Source organism: Pseudomonas sp. LB1P83, from assembly GCF_054897885.1.
In genome coordinates this window covers 5,510,430-5,527,064 of record NZ_CM142709.1, presented here as the reverse complement: position 1 = coordinate 5,527,064, position 16,635 = coordinate 5,510,430, and the positions used below count along the sequence as shown (strand labels likewise).

Genomic DNA, 16,635 nt, shown 5'->3' with positions numbered 1-16,635 from the left:
TCCAGGAGATTGTAAAGAATGGCTCGTTACATTGGTCCAAAATGCAAACTCGCTCGTCGCGAAGGCACCGATCTCTTTCTGAAGAGCGGCGTGCGCGCGATCGAATCGAAGTGCAACATCGAAGCAGCACCTGGTATCCACGGCCAACGCCGCGGTCGCCAGTCCGATTACGGCACCCAACTGCGTGAAAAGCAGAAGGTCCGTCGTATCTACGGCGTTCTCGAGCGTCAATTCAGCGGCTACTACAAAGAAGCTGCTGGCAAGAAAGGTGCAACCGGTGAAAACCTGCTGCAACTGCTCGAATGCCGTCTGGACAACGTTGTATACCGTATGGGTTTTGGCTCTACTCGTGCCGAATCCCGTCAGCTGGTATCGCACAAATCCGTCAGCGTTAACGGTCAGACCGTAAACGTACCGTCCTACCAGGTTCGTGCTGGTGACGTGGTCGCGATTCGCGAGAAAGCAAAGAACCAACTTCGCATTGTCCAAGCTCTCGATCTGTGTGCCCAACGTGGCCGCGTAGAATGGGTAGAAGTAGACACTGAGAAGAAGTCGGGCGTTTTCAAGAACGTTCCTGCTCGCAGTGATCTGTCCGCCGACATCAACGAAAGCCTGATTGTCGAGCTCTACTCCAAGTAAGGGCTAGAAAATAGGTGCATCCATGCAGATTTCGGTAAATGAGTTCCTGACACCCCGCCATATTGATGTGCAGGTTGTCAGTCCAACCCGCGCCAAGATCACTCTCGAGCCTCTCGAGCGTGGTTTCGGCCACACCCTGGGCAACGCGCTGCGACGCATCCTGTTGTCCTCAATGCCCGGCTGTGCAGTAGTCGAGGCCGAGATTGACGGTGTGCTCCATGAGTACAGCGCCATCGAAGGCGTACAGGAAGACGTAATTGAAATCCTGTTGAACCTTAAAGGTCTGGCTATCAAGCTGCACGGTCGTGACGAAGTTACGCTGACCTTGTCGAAGAAGGGTTCGGGGGTGGTTACCGCTGCCGATATTCAGCTGGATCATGATGTCGAGATCGTTAACCCCGATCACGTAATCGCTAACCTGGCGTCTAACGGCGCCCTGAACATGAAGCTCACCGTAGCTCGTGGTCGTGGTTATGAACCGGCAGACTCGCGTCAGAGCGATGAAGACGAAAGCCGCAGCATCGGTCGCTTGCAGCTTGACTCTTCGTTCAGCCCGGTTCGCCGTATCGCATACGTGGTGGAAAACGCCCGTGTCGAACAGCGTACTAACCTGGACAAGCTGGTTATTGATCTGGAAACCAACGGTACCCTGGATCCTGAAGAGGCTATCCGCCGCGCTGCAACCATTCTGCAACAGCAGTTGGCTGCGTTCGTCGACCTTAAAGGTGACAGTGAGCCAGTGGTTGTTGAGCAGGAAGACGAGATCGATCCGATCCTGCTTCGCCCGGTTGACGATCTGGAACTGACTGTACGTTCGGCTAACTGCCTTAAGGCGGAAAACATCTACTACATCGGTGACCTGATTCAGCGTACCGAAGTAGAGCTGTTGAAGACTCCGAACCTTGGCAAGAAATCCTTGACTGAAATCAAGGACGTTCTGGCCTCCCGCGGTCTGTCCCTCGGCATGCGCCTCGACAACTGGCCGCCTGCAAGTCTTAAGAAGGACGACAAGGCGACTGCCTGATCGTCGTAATCACCGAACGTTGTGTTTGGTAAGGAATGAACCATGCGTCATCGTAAAAGTGGTCGTCACCTGAGCCGCACTAGCTCGCACCGCAAGGCCATGTTTCAAAACATGGCAGTGTCGCTGTTCGAGCACGAGCTGATCAAAACTACACTGCCGAAAGCTAAAGAACTGCGTCGCGTTGCTGAGCCGCTGATCACTTTGGCCAAGACAGACAGCCTGGCTAACCGCCGTCTGGCTTTCGACCGCACTCGTTCGAAAGCTATCGTTGGTAAGCTCTTCAACGACCTGGGCAAGCGTTACGCTACCCGTGAGGGTGGCTACCTGCGCATCCTCAAGTGCGGTTTCCGCACTGGCGACAACGCGCCTATGGCGTACGTCGAGTTGGTTGATCGTCCTGCCGGTGGTGAAGCTGTATCCGCTGAGTAAGACGTCAGTCTGAAACGAAGAACCGGGCCTAGTGCCCGGTTTTTTGTGCGCGCTCGAAAAGCATCGCCATCGATACAAAACCAAAAACGTAATTAGAAATTTTCTATCGATACCCGCAAGTTAATGAATTTGTAGCTGTAACGTTCGTGATCAATACTCCCTCTCTGCCGATTAGCCGGCCGTTAAAGACTGACAGAGGAAGAGATCGCATGAGCCAAAATAAAACGCTTACCACCGCCAGTGGCGCTCCTGTCGCCGACAACCAGAATTCCCGTTCCGCCGGCCCTCGTGGCCCACTGCTGCTCGACGACTTCCACCTGATCGAGAAGCTTGCCCACTTCAACCGTGAGAACATCCCTGAGCGCCGTGTACACGCCAAAGGCTCGGGTGCTTACGGCACGTTCACCGTTACTCGCGACATCACTGAATACACCAGTGCCAAACTGTTTGAATCGGTCGGCAAACAAACCCCGACGTTCCTGCGGTTTTCCACTGTCGGCGGCGAACGCGGTTCGGCCGACACTGAGCGTGATCCGCGTGGCTTTGCCCTGAAGTTCTACACCGAAGAAGGTAACTGGGACATCGTTGGCAACAACACGCCCGTGTTTTTCATTCGTGATCCGCTGAAATTCCCGGACTTTATCCACACCCAAAAGCGTCTGCCGCAAAGCAATCTGAAAAGCGCGCAGATGATGTGGGACTTCTGGTCGCACTCGCCTGAGGCCCTGCACCAGGTCACCATTCTGTTCTCCGACCGTGGCATTCCTGACGGCTATCGTCACATGCACGGCTTCGGCAGCCACACCTACAGCCTGATCAACGCCAATGGCGAGCGGCACTGGGTGAAGTGGCATTACAAGACCCAGCAAGGGATCAAGAACCTGGCGCCTGCGGACGCGGCACGTTTGGCCGGCACCGATCCGGATTACGCGCAGCGTGATCTGTTCGGGGCGATTGAGCGCGGTGACTTCCCGAAATGGCGTGTGTGCATCCAGATCATGACCGAGGACCAGGCCGCCGCACATTACGAAAACCCGTTCGACGTGACCAAAACCTGGTCGCAGAAAGAGTTTCCGCTGATCGAGGTGGGTGAACTGGAACTCAACCGCAATCCGCAGAACTACTTCGCTGAAGTCGAGCAAGCGGCGTTCGGTCCGAGCAACATGGTCCCGGGTGTTGGTCTCTCGCCGGATCGCATGCTTCAGGGCCGCGTGTTCGCTTACGCGGACGCTCACCGCTACCGCATTGGCACCAACCATCAACAACTGCCAGTGAACGCACCGCGCAGTCCGGTCAATAGCTATCAGCGCGATGGTTCGATGGCGTTCGGCAGCAATGGCGGTGCGGCACCTAACTATGAGCCGAACAGTTACGTCGAGTCGCCAAAACAAGCGCCTCGCTTTGCTGAGCCACCTTTGGCATTGAGCGGCGCCGCTGATCGTTACGATCATCGTGAAGACACCGACTACTACAGCCAAGCCGGTGCGTTGTTCCGACTCATGAATGACGAGCAGAAAACGCTCCTGGTCAACAACATTGCCGGGGCGATGGGCGGTGTTTCCAGTGATGTGGTCGATCGTCAGTTGCAGCATTTTTTCAAGGCTGACCCGGCGTACGGAGAAGCAATCGCAAAGGCACTCAACGTACAGCTTAACGAAGTCTAAACGAGAAGCAGAACCGCCCTCATTTGGGCGGTTTTGGCGTTATTTAAACCATTTTTCTCAGAATATCTTCGCTTTTATCGCGCAAACGAAGTGACCAAACAGTCGCCTTGGTTCAAACTACAGACTTTCAAGCAGGGAGATGTAGGGCGATGCAAGGCCACCCAGACGTAATCGATTACCTCAACACGTTGCTGACCGGCGAACTGGCCGCGCGTGACCAATATTTCGTTCATTCGCGGATGTATGAGGACTGGGGATTCACCAAGCTCTACGAACGAATCAACCACGAGATGGAAGAAGAAGCAGGGCACGCCGATGCCCTGATGCGTCGTATCCTGATGCTGGAAGGCACGCCGCGCATGCGTCCGGACGATCTAGATGTCGGCACCACGGTGCCTGACATGCTCGCCGCTGACCTGCGCCTGGAATACAAAGTGCGCGCCGCACTCTGCAAGGGTATCCAGCTCTGCGAGCAGCACAAGGACTATGTCAGCCGCGAGATGCTGCGGGTTCAATTGCATGACACCGAAGAAGACCACACCTACTGGCTTGAAAAGCAGATGGGTCTGATCAAGTTGATCGGTCTTGAGAACTACCTGCAATCCCACGCCTGATTGCTCCCGATACAAAAAAGCCCCTGTCACCGATAAAGTGACAGGGGCTTTTTCATGGGCCCGAATCAGTCCCTGTCGCGAGCCAGTAGCGGCTTGAGGTAGAAGCCAGTGTGAGACTGCTTCATCTCGGACACTTCTTCCGGCGTCCCGACAGCAATGATCTGTCCGCCCTTGGAACCGCCTTCCGGCCCCAGGTCCACCAGCCAGTCGGCAGTCTTGATCACATCCAGGTTGTGTTCGATTACCACCACGGTGTTGCCGTGGTCACGAAGGCGATGCAGTACGTCCAGCAATTGCTGAATATCCGCGAAGTGCAAACCCGTGGTGGGTTCATCGAGGATGTACAGCGTCTTGCCGGTATCGCGCTTGGACAGCTCGCGGGACAGCTTCACCCGCTGGGCCTCGCCCCCCGACAGCGTCGTCGCCGATTGCCCCAGCTTGATGTAGGACAGACCCACGTCCATCAACGTCTGAAGCTTGCGTGCCAGCGCGGGAACCGCATCGAAGAACACCCGCGCTTCCTCGATGGTCATCTCGAGGGTTTCGTGGATGCTCTTGCCCTTGTACTTGATCTCAAGGGTTTCGCGGTTGTAGCGCTTGCTCTTGCAGACGTCGCACGGGACATAGATATCCGGCAGGAAGTGCATTTCCACCTTGATCAGGCCATCACCCTGGCACGCTTCGCAACGTCCACCCTTCACGTTGAAGGAGAAACGTCCCGGGCCATATCCGCGTGAGCGGGACTCCGGCACGCCGGCGAACAATTCACGAATCGGTGTGAACAACCCGGTGTAGGTCGCAGGGTTGGAGCGCGGCGTACGGCCGATCGGGCTCTGGTCGATATCGACGACCTTGTCCAGATGTTCCAGGCCTTTGATGCTGTCGTGAGCGGCCGCCTCAAGCGTCGTTGCTCCGTTGAGTGCCGTAGCACTCAACGGAAACAGCGTGTTGTTGATCAGTGTCGACTTGCCCGAGCCAGACACGCCGGTCACGCACGTCAACAGGCCAATCGGAATGTCCAGGTCGACATTGCGCAAGTTGTTGCCGCGAGCGCCCTTGAGGGACAGCGAAAGCTTTTTGTTACGCGGGGTGCGCTTGGCTGGAACGGCAATCTTCACCCGACCAGACAGGTATTTACCGGTCAACGAATCAGGATGGGCCATGACCTCGGCCGGCGTACCTTCGGCGACAATATGCCCACCGTGGACACCCGCACCCGGTCCGATATCGACCACATAATCCGCCAGGCGAATCGCATCTTCGTCGTGTTCGACCACAATCACCGTGTTGCCGATGTCGCGCAGGTGCTTGAGCGTGCCGAGCAACCGATCGTTATCACGTTGATGCAGGCCAATCGAAGGTTCATCGAGGATGTACAGAACTCCAACCAGACCGGCGCCAATCTGACTGGCCAAACGAATCCGCTGGGCTTCACCACCGGACAACGTGTCGGCACTGCGATCCAGCGAAAGATAGTCGAGGCCAACGTTGACCAGGAACTGCAATCGCTCGCGAATCTCCTTGAGAATTTTGTCGGCAATTTCGCCGCGGCGCCCCGTGAGCTTCAGCACACCGAAATACTCACAAGCATCGCCAATCGGCAGATTGGTCACCGCCGGCAGCGTCTTCTCACCTACCCAAACGTGCCGCGCCTCACGACGCAAGCGCGTGCCGCGGCAATCCGGGCAAGGCTGGGTGCTGAGGAACTTGGCCAGCTCTTCACGCACAGAAGCCGACTCGGTTTCGCGATAGCGGCGTTCCAGGTTCGGCACGATCCCTTCGAACGGGTGCGAGCGTTTGACGATATCGCCGCGGTCGTTCAGGTATTTAAAGTCAACGTTCTGCGAACCGCTGCCGTGCAGGATGTATTTCTGCTGATCGGCCGGCAAGTCGTTGAACGGCACTTCAAGGCTGAATTTGTAGTGTGAAGCCAGCGAGCCGAGCATCTGGAAGTAATAGACGTTACGCCTGTCCCACCCGCGAATCGCACCCTCGGCCAGCGTCAGCTCGCCGTTCACCAGTCGCTTGATGTCGAAGAACTGCTTCACCCCCAGCCCATCGCACGTCGGGCAAGCGCCGGCCGGGTTGTTGAAGGAGAACAGCTTGGGTTCCAGTTCGCTGATGGCATGACCGCAAATCGGGCAAGCGAAGCGCGCGGAGAAGATGATCTCTTCGCCGGGCTCGTCGTCCATCGGTGCGACCAGGGCAATGCCGTCCGCCAGCTTCAGCGCGGTCTCGAACGACTCGGCCAGGCGCTGTTGCAGATCGGCGCGGACCTTGAAGCGGTCGACCACGACATCGATTGAGTGCTTCTTCTGTTTATCCAGCTTCGGCAACTCGTCCAGCTCGCAGAGCCGGCCATTGACCCGGGCCCGCACAAAACCCTGGGCGCGCAGTTCTTCGAAGACCGACAAGTGTTCGCCTTTGCGCTCGCGAATCACCGGGGCCAGCAGCATCAGTTTGCTGCCCTCCGGCTGGGCGAGGACCAGGTCGACCATTTGGCTGACGGTTTGCGCTTCCAGCGGAATGTCGTGATCCGGGCAGCGTGGAATACCAACGCGTGCGTAAAGCAGGCGCAGGTAGTCGTAGATTTCGGTGATGGTGCCGACCGTCGAGCGCGGGTTGTGCGAGGTCGATTTCTGCTCGATGGAAATGGCTGGCGACAAACCTTCGATGGTGTCGACGTCAGGTTTTTCCATCATCGACAAAAACTGCCGGGCATAAGCCGACAGTGATTCGACGTAGCGGCGCTGGCCTTCGGCATACAGCGTGTCAAACGCCAGGGACGATTTGCCGGATCCGGACAAGCCGGTGATGACGATCAGTTTGTCCCGTGGCAGGGTCAGGTCGATGTTCTTCAGGTTGTGGGTTCGGGCCCCACGAATCAGGATCTTGTCCAAAGTGGCCTCGCTTGGCGGGCGTCGAAAACGTAGGAGTATACGGCCAAATACTGGATGGATGCACACTATCAAACGAGCGGGTTGATGTCTTACATGAAGAGTCTGTCAGCGGAGCGCGTCAAAGCGTCGCGATATACCCCGTCAATCGATGGGACTGGTAGAATCGCCGCCGGTTCACATGAGGTTTTTCCATGCACGATCCCCACAGCGAACGCATGAGTGGCAGTGAGACCCGCGCAGCAAGCGGTCTGGCACTCGTGTTCGCCTTCCGTATGCTTGGCATGTTCATGGTGTTGCCGGTACTGGCGACCTATGGGATGGATCTGGCAGGAGCGACCCCGGCCCTCATCGGGCTGGCGATTGGCGCTTACGGCCTGACCCAGGCGATCTTTCAGATTCCGTTCGGTTTCATCTCCGACCGCATCGGCCGCCGTCCGGTGATTTACCTGGGGCTGATCATCTTCGCCCTCGGCAGCGTGCTGGCAGCCAATGCCGATTCGATCTGGGGCGTGATCGCCGGGCGAATCCTGCAAGGCGCCGGGGCGATTTCCGCCGCAGTGATGGCGCTGTTGTCAGACCTGACCCGGGAACAGCATCGAACCAAAGCCATGGCCATGATTGGCATGACGATTGGTCTGTCGTTTGCAGTGGCCATGGTTGTAGGTCCATTGCTGACCCGCGCCTTCGGCCTTTCCGGGTTGTTCCTCGCCACGGGCGGCATGGCGCTGTTTGGCATCGTGATCGTGATGTTCATGGTGCCGCGCTCCACCGGCCCGTTGCAGCACCGAGAATCCGGCGTCGCACGTTCGGCGCTGATCCCGACGCTCAAGCATCCGGACCTGCTACGCCTGGACCTGGGCATTTTTGTGTTGCACGCGATGTTGATGTCGAGCTTCGTTGCATTGCCCCTGGCCCTGGTCGAAAAAGCCGGGCTGCCCAAAGAGCAGCACTGGTGGGTCTACCTGACCGCGCTGCTGATTTCCTTCTTCGCCATGATCCCGTTCATTATCTATGGCGAGAAGAAACGCAAAATGAAACGAGTTTTATTGGGCGCGGTGCTGACGCTGATGCTCACTGAGCTATTCTTCTGGCAGTTCGGCGATAGCCTGCGGGCTCTGGTGATTGGCACGGTGGTGTTCTTTACCGCGTTCAATTTGCTGGAAGCTTCGTTGCCATCGCTGATCAGCAAGGTTTCACCGGCAGGCGGCAAGGGCACGGCGATGGGGGTTTATTCAACCAGTCAGTTCCTCGGTTCGGCGCTGGGCGGGATCCTCGGCGGCTGGATGTTCCAGCACGGCGGTTTGTCGGTTGTATTCCTCGGATGCGCCGGCCTGGCTGCCCTCTGGCTGGCCTTTGCTGTTACCATGCGCGAACCACCTTACGTGACGAGCCTGCGCTTGCCGTTGTCGCCCGAGGCGATCCGCGAAGCGGGTCTGGTCGAGCGCCTGAAGGCCGTCGTAGGGGTAACAGATGCAGTGATCGTCGAAGATGAAGCGGCGATTTACATAAAATTGGACACCGAACTATTGGATCGCACCACCCTTGAACGCCTGGTGAACAACCCGGCCGGGGCAGCGTGCGTAGCCTAGGAGAACGTTATGGCCCGTGGGGTTAACAAAGTCATATTGGTCGGCACTTGCGGCCAGGATCCCGAAGTTCGCTACTTGCCTAACGGTAACGCCGTGACCAACCTGAGTCTGGCGACCAGCGAACAGTGGACCGACAAGCAAACCGGTCAGAAGGTCGAGAAGACCGAATGGCACCGTGTTTCGATGTTCGGCAAGGTGGCCGAGATCGCCGGCGAATACCTGCGTAAAGGTTCGCAGGTCTACATCGAAGGCAAGCTGCAGACCCGCGAGTGGGAAAAAGACGGTATCAAGCGTTACACCACCGAAATCGTGGTCGACATGCAAGGCACCATGCAACTGCTCGGCGGCCGTCCACAGCAGGGCGACCAACAAGGCGGGGGCAACAACTATCAGCAGTCCGCTCCGGCTCCACGCCAGCAGGCGCCGCGTCCGCAGCAGTCGGCACCCCAGCAATCGGCTCCGCAACAGTCGCGTCCAGCACCACAGCAGGCTCCGCAACCGGCTCCGGATTTCGACAGCTTTGATGACGATATCCCGTTCTGATCCGCAGCTTTTTCAGAACCGTAAACAAAAAAAAGCGAAGCCATATGGCTTCGCTTTTTTGTTGGCGCTGTTTAACGGGATAAAGCGGTCACGTTGGCTCTCGCGGTGTGCAGTTTCTTGTAGCTGTCGATCAAGCGCAGGTGCCTATCGAGCCCCTCCAGTTTCATGCTGGTCGGCGTCAAACCATGGAAGCGCACGCTGCCATCCACCGAGCCGATCGCTGCATCCGTGCGCTCGCTGCCAAACATCCGGCGGAAATTGGCCTCGTAGTCTTCGAGTTCCAGGTCTTCGTCCAGCTTCATCTCCAGCACCACATTGACCGCCTGGTAAAACAAGCCGCGCTCGACCGTGTTGTCGTTGTACTGCAGGAACATTTCCACCGCCTCTTTTGCCTCTTCATATTGCTGCAAGGCGAGATAAATCAGCAGCTTCAACTCCAGGATCGTCAGCTGGCCCCAGGCGGTGTTGTCGTCAAATTCGATGCCGATCAAGGACGTGATGTCGGTGTAGTCGTCCAGTTCACTTTCCACCAGACGCTCAACCAGCGCTTTCAGCTCCTCTTCGTCCAGGCGATGCAGGTTCAGGATATCGGCGCGGAAGAACAGCGCTTTGTTGGTGTTATCCCAGATCAGATCGTCCGCAGGATAGATTTCCGAATAGTCCGGCACCAGGATGCGGCAGGCCGTCGCGCCGATATGCTCGTAGACCGCCATGTACACTTCTTTGCCCATGCCTTTGAGAATGCCGAACAAGGTCGCGGCTTCCTCGGCATTCGAGTTTTCACCCTGGCCGGAGAAGTCCCACTCCACAAATTCGTAATCGGATTTGGAGCTGAAAAAGCGCCACGACACCACGCCGCTGGAATCGATAAAGTGCTCGACGAAGTTATTCGGCTCGGTCACCGCATGACCTTCAAACGTCGGCTGAGGCAAGTCGTTGAGGCCTTCGAAGCTGCGGCCCTGGAGCAGTTCGGTCAGGCTGCGTTCCAGCGCCACTTCCAGGCTCGGGTGCGCACCGAACGAGGCGAACACACCACCCGTACGCGGGTTCATCAACGTGACGCACATCACCGGGAATTCACCGCCCAGGGACGCATCTTTCACCAGCACGGGGAACCCTTGCTCTTCCAGTGCCTGAATACCGGCCAGTATCCCAGGGTACTTCGCCAGCACGTCGGCCGGCACATCCGGCAGGGCAAATTCACCTTCGATGATTTCGCGTTTGACCGCGCGCTCGAAGATCTCCGACAGGCACTGCACCTGGGCTTCGGCCAGCGTGTTGCCGGCACTCATGCCGTTGCTCAGGAACAGGTTTTCAATCAGGTTGGACGGGAAATACACCACCTCGCCATCGGACTGGCGCACGTAAGGCAGCGAGCAGATGCCGCGCTCTTCATTGCCCGAATTGGTGTCGATCAGATGGGAGCCGCACAGCTCGCCGTCGCGGTTGTAAATCTTCAGGCAATACTCGTCGAGAATTTCCGTCGGCAGTGCATCTTTACGGCCAGGCTTGAACCAGCGTTCGTCCGGGTAGTGCACAAACGCGGCGTTGGCGATGTCTTCGCCCCAGAACTGGTCGTTGTAGAAGAAGTTGCAGTTGAGTCGCTCGATAAACTCGCCCAACGCCGACGCCAACGCGCCTTCCTTGGTTGCACCCTTGCCGTTGGTGAAACACATCGGTGAGTGCGCATCGCGGATATGCAGCGACCAGACATTGGGCACGATGTTGCGCCACGAGGCGATTTCAATCTTCATGCCCAGGTCCGCCAGAATGGCCGACATATTGGCGATGGTTTGCTCCAGCGGCAGATCCTTGCCCGCGATGTAAGTGCTCGCCTCTGAACTGGATGCCGGCATCAGCAAAGCCTGGGCATCGGCGTCGAGGTTTTCCACTTCTTCGATCACAAACTCAGGCCCGGCTTGCACCACTTTTTTCACGGTGCAACGGTCGATGGAGCGCAGGATGCCTTGGCGGTCCTTGTCGGAGATGTCTGCCGGCAACTCGACCTGGATCTTGAAAATCTGGTTGTAGCGGTTTTCCGGGTCAACAATGTTGTTCTGCGACAGGCGGATGTTGTCTGTGGGGATGTTGCGCGTGCTGCAGTACAACTTCACAAAGTACGCCGCGCACAACGCCGACGAAGCCAGGAAGTAGTCGAACGGGCCCGGTGCCGAGCCATCGCCCTTGTAGCGGATTGGTTGATCGGTCACCACCGTGAAGTCATCGAACTTGGCTTCAAGTCGAAGGTTGTCGAGAAAGTTGACCTTGATTTCCATGGGGGATTACCAGAATAACGGCTAGACGATTGGCCGCCATTATCCGGTATTTCAGCGGTAAGTCTTGCGAGCGTCTTGCGATATGTCCCCAACGGGCCTTTTTTAGCGGTCAGTCGAGGATCAGATGCGGCAAGAAGCGACTCGAATCCTTGGTGATCAGGCTGTTGTCCTCTCGCACGCCGATGCCTGCCGCCTGATCGCCGATCACCCAAGAACCGATCAGCGTATAGCTGTCGCCAAACTTCGGCAGTGGCGCGAATTCCTGAAGGATAAACGGCGCATCGGTGTAGGGGCCGTCCTCTTTCACGATCAGACCGTCAGCGGTTTGCAGCTCGATATTGGCACCTTCCCGCGAAAAGAACGGCTTGCGCACCCAGCCCTTGGGCACCGCTTTGTTCGGATCGGTATCCAGGTGAGCCGCGAGCAGGTTCGGGTGACCTTTGTTGAATTCCCACAACAGCGGCAGGATGCCTTTGTTGGAGATGATGGATTTCCACGCTGGCTCGAAAAACTGCGTATCACTCTGGGCAATCGCTGCGCCAAAGGGCTCGTGGAAGATGAACTCCCAGGCGTGCAGTTTGAAAAGGTGCGGAATCCAGCGATCCTCAAGGTCCACGAAACGTCCATCACTGGTCAGGCCGATGTCTTCGATATCGATGTGGCGTGATTCGATGCCGACCTTTTCCGCCACCAGCCGCAGGTAGTCGGTGGTGCCCTTGTCTTCGACCGAGTCTTTCATCGAGGCGAAGTAGAAGGGTTGCTTGAGCTGCAATTGAGCGAAGGCCTGATGCAGTTTGGTGTCGATGCTGTTGAACTGGTCGGCATGCTTTGGCAGCACACCGCGTTCGATGCATTGCTCCAGCCAGCCCCACTGAAACGCCGCCGCCTCATACAGGCTGGTCGGCGTGTCGTAGTTGAGTTCGAGCAACTTGGCGGGGCCGGTGCCGTTGTAGGAGAAGTCCATGCGCCCGTACAGGTGCGGATGACCTTCGAGCCATGAGGTGCGAACCATGTCGAAGAATGGCGTGGGGATGCTCAGGCGCTCCAGCAACTCCTCGCTCTGCACCACGCGGGCCACCAGGTCCATGCACATCTCATGGATCTCGGTGGTCGGGTCTTCGAGATCGTTCTCGATTTGCTTGAGCGTGAATTGGTAATACGCGCTCTCGTCCCAATAGGGTTCGTTGTCGATGGTATGGAACAGAAAGCCGAGACCCTCGGCCGTCTGTTTCCAGTCAGGACGCTCTGCGCAGTGGATTTTCTTCATGCCCGGTCCCCTTAACTGCTCGATCCGCCGCCGCCCCAGCCGCTGCGTGCGCTGGCCTTGCTGCCGAAGCCGCCACGGGAGGTGGACGAGGCAACGGAAACCGGTTTGCTGGTAGAAGAACGGATCGAGTCGGCGTAGTTGCTGCTGCCGTACCTCGCCTGATTGGACTTGTTAAACGTCGAACCCTTGGAAATCCGCTGGCTGAGGGTCGAGTTCGAATAGCTGCCGCGATCATCGCGATAGCGATACACCGGCTCCGAGTAATAGCTGTTGCGGTTGCTGCTCAGCATATTGCCGATCAGCAGGCCGGTCAGCAGGCTGCTGGTGGAGAAGCCCGAGCCGCCACTGTTCGCCGCTTCCGAGGCGGGTAATTGCGCCTTGGCCGCGTCCACCTGGGATTGGGTGACCTGGCCATCGGCGGTCAGTTCGAAACCGCCCAGCTTGGGGATGAACTTGCCGGCGGAATCCTGCTGGCACCAGTCGGCGACAAAGTCGGCATCGCAATCGGCCTGGCTGTCGTACACCGGCGCAATGCGGCGATGCTCGGCCATGGCGGTCATGTAGGCGTCCGAGCAGACGTCCACCGGGAGTTTTTCATCGGAGCATTGCTGAACGGACTGGAAGTTGTATTTCTTCTGCACCGGGTAGGTTTTTTCCGTCGGCCCGCAGCCTGATATCGCCATGGCGACCGAGGCTGCCAGCGACAGTTGAACGTACTTGCTTCGTTTCATCGGGAGCTCCGTGCGCAATCAGTTCGGGGTTGGGGTCATGCAGGCGGCGTTCAACATGCCAACGCTGATGGCCACGGCCGCGACATAGACACCCGCCGCGATTTCGCCTTTCTTGATCCGTTCAGAAGTGCCTTTCAACACCAGGCTGGTCACCAGGAACGCCAGCAGTTGCACGACTGCCGCGATCAGCGACCAGACGACGAAGTCGAGCAGGCTGATCGAGTAGGCAATCACATTGCTGGCCGGAATCGCGAAACCGATGAGGGCGCCGCCCAGAGCGATTGCGGCGGCGACGTTGCCCGAGCGGATCAGTTCGAATTCCTTGTGCGGTGTGATACGGGTGTAGATGAACTGGAACAGCGCGAACAGCACCGCGGCGCCGAGGATGTACGCGACAAACCCGAACACGGCGGCTTTGTTCAGGGAGATGGAAAGTGCTTCTAGCATGGACTTCTTCCTTTTTAGAACGTATTCAGGTCGGTTGTGTACAGCGAGATGCCCAGCGACGTGCTCAAGCTGATGGTGCCTTCGGCGTCTTCTTCGACGGAAAACAGCAGGAACTCCCGGCGATCGGTCAGGCCTGTTTCGCGGGCGTACAGCATCGAACGGTGCTCGATATTGTAGGACTCCTCCGGATTTTTCAGCTGTTCGCTCAGCGCCACCAATTCTGTCTGGCCATTCTCGGTGCCCCATTCGCGGGTGTATTCGACGCCGTTATGGGTGTAGGTCGGCAGCCCGATCAGGCTTTGCGGACCGGCCAGCCGACGCAGCTCCGCTTCACTGCTGATGGTGATGTAGCTGAGGTAATTGAACAGGATCACCGACTCGACCTGCCCGGCAATTTCGCCGGTGGTGTGCACCTGCAGCCAGTAATCTTCGTCGTTCATGTAATAGCGCGACAGCCAGGTCGATTGCCCGAGGTCGACGGTGCCGTTGCTCCAGATCTGCTGGGAGCCGGGGATGGTCACCGTGGTGTTGCCGTCGAGCAACAATCTCAGGGAGGTGTCGAACATCACGCCTTTGCCCAACCCCAGGCCCAATGGGCCGGTAGCCGACGGCGGAGTTTCGTTGGCGGTCCATTTCGACTCTGGGGTCGCGTTCGGGGCCTCAAGCCCCATCAACTGTTTAAACCATCCCATTGGAGATTTCCTTGAGGCGAGTGGAGGCGATGTAGAAGAGTTCGCCGCCCTCAACGCGCGTAGCGCTGGGCGGGTTGATCGACGGTTGTTGGGCGCCTTTGGCGCGATAGCCGATGAGCGTGGCGTTGTGGTGTTCTTTCATCCGGGTGTACAGATCGCCGAACGTGGCTTCGAAGGCCTCGGGCAGTTTCATCAGGTATTGGGTGGCGCCCTGGCCCACGCACAGCAATTCATTGATGACCACTGACGAGCCCGGATCCTGAGAGGCGCGCACCAGCATCTCGATGGCCATGCTTGAGGTGCATTCCAGGCTGGGTGCGTAGGCGCTGGCGAGCGCAGCGACTTCACTGTCATTGAAATGGGCGACCACATGCCCGACAGGTTTCAGTTGATTGACCGCCAGCACGGTGGCCAGGGTCAGGTCGTCAGAATGGGTTCGCACCAGGACGCGTTCGGCACCCGGAACGCCGGCGCGCAGCAGCAACGCCACCGAGGACAGGCTTTCACCTTTGATAAAGGTCGCTTTGCCCGGCATCGGGTTTTCTTCAAGGGTGCAATCGCAAATGACGATCAGGTTGTCGTTCGAGGTTTCGTCCTGAAGCAATAATTCAATGACCCGCTCGCTGGACGCACCTTCCCAGCCGATGAGAATCGTATGGCCGACCTTGCCGGTGAAATCGCCTTTGCCCTTCATGCCTTTTCTCCATGCATCGATGACACTGCTGGTGGTTTTGCCGATGGCTGCCGTCAGCAGCGCAATGCCCCCGAGCATGACCCAGGTGGCCACGAAAATTCGCCCGGCCGGTGTCTGCGGCGCGAGATCGCCATAGCCGACGGTGAGTGTGGTGGTGAGATAGAAGTAAGTAAACGTGGCGGGGGCGGTGAGGTGTTGTTCGCCCAGAAGCACCAGGCCCAGATAAGCCGTGATCAGGTGTACGCCCAAGGCAATGACCAGGCCTGCCCAGCCGAAGCGGTGGAAGAGGGACGAGGCGTACATGCGCAACAAAAGGAAAATCGACATTTCGTCCCTGACTCCGTGGGTACTCGTTCCGGTGAAGTAATCGCCCCGACTTCTGAACGCTTAAGTGTGGTTACCGGGCGGCATTAAACCTGCTGCGCGACGCGGAGAAAAGTACCTTGGCTGCAATAAACCCGGCGAGCGCCCCGAAGAGATGACCTTCGAAGGAGACACCCTGGCGAGGTAGGAAGCCAAATATCAGGCCGCCATAGAGCAGGGCCACGACGCCGGCCGTGATCAGGTTGCCCCAGCTCCTGTGAAACCAGGCACGGGACAAGAGGTACGCCCAGAGCCCGAACACCCAGCCGCTGGCGCCGATGTGTACGCCTGCAAAGCCGAACAGCCAGACCAGCGCGCCGCCCAGCAGAATAATGATCGCGCTGACCGCAATGAACCGGTTGAGTCCTTCGATGATGACCAGAGTACCCAGTATCAAAAAGGCAATCAGGTTCGCGCTCAGGTGCGCAAAGGAAGCGTGGAGGAAAGGCGAGGTGATGATGCCGAGCAAACCGTGCACGGTTCTCGGAATCAGACCGAAGGCCATGAGGCTGTAGCCGGTCGCGACATTGAACAATTGCAGCGCGACCATGAAGAGGGCCAGTCCGGCGATTGTCTTGAACCCTTTCAGGGCATCCATCCTTGACCTCGAATCAATGAAAACTGAAGCGCAATCCATTGTGGGAGCGAGCCGGCTCCGTGCGGCGTTCCGACGTAGAGGGAGTGCCAGTCGACATCAATGTCGCCTGACAAACCGCAATCGCTGGCAGGCTAGCTCCCACAGGTTATGCGTTTGGCGGCGGAA

15 protein-coding genes are annotated in these 16,635 nt (G+C 57.9%); 7 read left to right on the top strand and 8 right to left on the bottom strand.

Annotation, left to right across the window (positions count from 1 at the left end):
- Positions 1 to 18: 18 nt before the first annotated feature.
- The 5 genes from rpsD (at position 19) to bfr (ending at position 4,370) form a co-directional block, all read left to right on the top strand.
- A complete protein-coding gene (gene rpsD, locus ACYZTY_RS25340; RefSeq protein WP_003210056.1) occupies positions 19 to 639 on the top strand; it encodes a 30S ribosomal protein S4 in 621 nt (206 codons plus the stop codon).
- Positions 640 to 661: 22 nt separating this feature from the next.
- A complete protein-coding gene (locus ACYZTY_RS25335; RefSeq protein WP_003186012.1) occupies positions 662 to 1,663 on the top strand; it encodes a DNA-directed RNA polymerase subunit alpha in 1,002 nt (333 codons plus the stop codon).
- A gap of 42 nt (positions 1,664 to 1,705) precedes the next feature.
- Positions 1,706 to 2,092 carry a 50S ribosomal protein L17 gene (gene rplQ / locus ACYZTY_RS25330; protein WP_008145500.1) on the top strand — a complete coding sequence of 129 codons (387 nt, stop codon included), beginning with the start codon at positions 1,706 to 1,708 and terminating at the stop codon, positions 2,090 to 2,092.
- Between the two features lie 209 nt (positions 2,093 to 2,301).
- Positions 2,302 to 3,756, top strand: coding sequence for a catalase (locus tag ACYZTY_RS25325; RefSeq protein WP_461955947.1), 1,455 nt, complete (start codon positions 2,302 to 2,304; stop codon positions 3,754 to 3,756).
- A gap of 149 nt (positions 3,757 to 3,905) precedes the next feature.
- Complete coding sequence (bfr, locus tag ACYZTY_RS25320; RefSeq protein WP_131062041.1) at positions 3,906 to 4,370, top strand: bacterioferritin; 465 nt, start codon at positions 3,906 to 3,908, stop codon at positions 4,368 to 4,370.
- Positions 4,371 to 4,435: 65 nt separating this feature from the next.
- Here bfr and uvrA read toward each other — a convergent pair whose 3' ends face one another.
- Entirely contained in the window at positions 4,436 to 7,270 is a 2,835-nt protein-coding gene (gene uvrA, locus ACYZTY_RS25315) for an excinuclease ABC subunit UvrA (RefSeq protein ID WP_461955946.1), read from the bottom strand.
- A 191-nt stretch (positions 7,271 to 7,461) separates the two neighbouring features.
- Here uvrA and ACYZTY_RS25310 point away from each other — a divergent pair, with 191 nt between their 5' ends.
- Both ACYZTY_RS25310 and ACYZTY_RS25305 read left to right on the top strand, forming a co-directional pair.
- On the top strand, positions 7,462 to 8,859 hold the full coding sequence (locus ACYZTY_RS25310; protein ID WP_461955945.1) for an MFS transporter: 1,398 nt from the start codon (positions 7,462 to 7,464) through the stop codon (positions 8,857 to 8,859).
- A gap of 9 nt (positions 8,860 to 8,868) precedes the next feature.
- Positions 8,869 to 9,402: a single-stranded DNA-binding protein gene (locus tag ACYZTY_RS25305; RefSeq protein WP_131062038.1), complete on the top strand. Its 534-nt coding sequence runs from the start codon at positions 8,869 to 8,871 to the stop codon at positions 9,400 to 9,402.
- 71 nt (positions 9,403 to 9,473) lie between these two features.
- Here the strand turns inward: ACYZTY_RS25305 and ACYZTY_RS25300 are convergent, their stop codons facing one another.
- The 7 genes from ACYZTY_RS25300 to ACYZTY_RS25270 form a co-directional block, all read right to left on the bottom strand.
- Complete coding sequence (locus ACYZTY_RS25300; RefSeq protein WP_461955944.1) at positions 9,474 to 11,678, bottom strand: OsmC domain/YcaO domain-containing protein; 2,205 nt, start codon at positions 11,676 to 11,678, stop codon at positions 9,474 to 9,476.
- Positions 11,679 to 11,787: 109 nt separating this feature from the next.
- Complete coding sequence (locus ACYZTY_RS25295; RefSeq protein ID WP_461955943.1) at positions 11,788 to 12,945, bottom strand: glutathionylspermidine synthase family protein; 1,158 nt, start codon at positions 12,943 to 12,945, stop codon at positions 11,788 to 11,790.
- Positions 12,946 to 12,956: 11 nt separating this feature from the next.
- Positions 12,957 to 13,676 carry a DUF1190 domain-containing protein gene (locus ACYZTY_RS25290; RefSeq protein ID WP_461955942.1) on the bottom strand — a complete coding sequence of 240 codons (720 nt, stop codon included), beginning with the start codon at positions 13,674 to 13,676 and terminating at the stop codon, positions 12,957 to 12,959.
- 18 nt (positions 13,677 to 13,694) lie between these two features.
- Complete coding sequence (locus ACYZTY_RS25285) at positions 13,695 to 14,123, bottom strand: DUF350 domain-containing protein (RefSeq protein WP_131062034.1); 429 nt, start codon at positions 14,121 to 14,123, stop codon at positions 13,695 to 13,697.
- Positions 14,124 to 14,137: 14 nt separating this feature from the next.
- Complete coding sequence (locus tag ACYZTY_RS25280) at positions 14,138 to 14,815, bottom strand: DUF2491 family protein (RefSeq protein ID WP_461955941.1); 678 nt, start codon at positions 14,813 to 14,815, stop codon at positions 14,138 to 14,140.
- A complete protein-coding gene (locus ACYZTY_RS25275; protein ID WP_461955940.1) occupies positions 14,802 to 15,836 on the bottom strand; it encodes an ion channel in 1,035 nt (344 codons plus the stop codon). The genes ACYZTY_RS25280 and ACYZTY_RS25275 overlap by 14 nt, the downstream gene beginning before the upstream one ends.
- Before the next feature lie 70 nt (positions 15,837 to 15,906).
- Entirely contained in the window at positions 15,907 to 16,470 is a 564-nt protein-coding gene (locus tag ACYZTY_RS25270) for a rhomboid family intramembrane serine protease (protein ID WP_461955939.1), read from the bottom strand.
- Positions 16,471 to 16,635 lie beyond the last annotated feature (165 nt).